This is a genomic window from Prevotella sp. Sow4_E9_plate (assembly GCF_052116205.1).
In the GTDB taxonomy this organism is placed as follows: Bacteria; Bacteroidota; Bacteroidia; order Bacteroidales; family Bacteroidaceae; genus Prevotella.
This window is the reverse complement of record NZ_JBQKLN010000117.1, coordinates 1-1,072: the sequence shown is the minus strand read 5'-3', so window position 1 is coordinate 1,072 and position 1,072 is coordinate 1. Positions and strand designations below refer to the sequence as shown.

The following is a 1,072-nucleotide window of genomic DNA, read 5'->3' as shown; positions in this document are numbered from 1 at the left end:
ATTAGGCAGCCTTGACATTCACCTTTTTGTTCGAGTTATAATTACATGGGATTAGGGACATGAAGTCTTGCTCCCCCTCCATCAGTCGGGTGAGTATATCTTCTATATAATCGCCAAAATTAATGTCATTCAACTTGCAGCTCTCAAAAAGTGAGAACATAAAAGCTATGTTTTCCGCACCTAAATGGCTACCGGTATGCATCCAGTTTCGCCTACCCATAGCCAAGTGGCGGAACATTCGTTCGACCGCATTGTTATGCATCTCGACACGACCATCCTGCAAGAACACCTTGAAGGCCTTCTCGTCATCAAGTACATAGTTGACTGCTCGCTGAACCATTGCACCATAAGAAGAATCAAGCTTGATCTTCTTCAACAACTTCATCAACTTGCCAACAATCGATGCACTGTACTTAAGTCTAAATCGGCGTCGCTGCTTAGCTGTATGCTTGCGTATCTTCGACTCTCGCTCTATCTGGAAGAGGTAGTTCATCATCAAGATGATTACACGCACACGATGGTCAGAGATATAAGCATCCACGAAGCGATGGCGGGCATGGAACCAGCAAGCTGTACGCACCAGTCCCATTTCCTCCAAATCCTTTTCAATTGTCTCATACAAGACTGCTCTGTCTGCAGTAAATACCCTTATACAAGAGTCCTTGAAGATGGCATCTTCCTGCACACTGTGACTACGGCTACCCTCCTTATATTCCATCACACAAAGCTTGGCTTCCATGGAGAGGGCAGCATGGATGTACTCCACATTGTACTTAAACTTATCTTCCTTACTCTCACGACTGCGAACCACGATTCTTGACTCGTCATTCTGGGTATAGACACACTGACGGATACGCTCGAGCATCACAGGCCCCAAGCGTTCACGAAGATAAGTCATGATTTGCTGCATCCAACCGTTCAAGGTTGACTGAGCTACCTTCATACCCATCTGTGACAACATATCCAACAAGCGGTTTTCGGAGAGATGATAGGCAAACTTCGACTCCAGATAGAACCTACAGAAGGATGGCATCAAAGGATTACCCTTGATGATACTCTGAGGATACTTGCT

1 protein-coding gene is annotated in these 1,072 nt (G+C 45.4%); it reads right to left on the bottom strand.

Annotated features, from left to right (window positions below; genetic code table 11):
• Position 1 precedes the first annotated feature (1 nt).
• On the bottom strand, positions 2-1,072 hold a 1,071-nt coding region (locus ACTQ53_RS17485; RefSeq protein WP_441934582.1), incomplete at its 5' end, for an IS66 family transposase.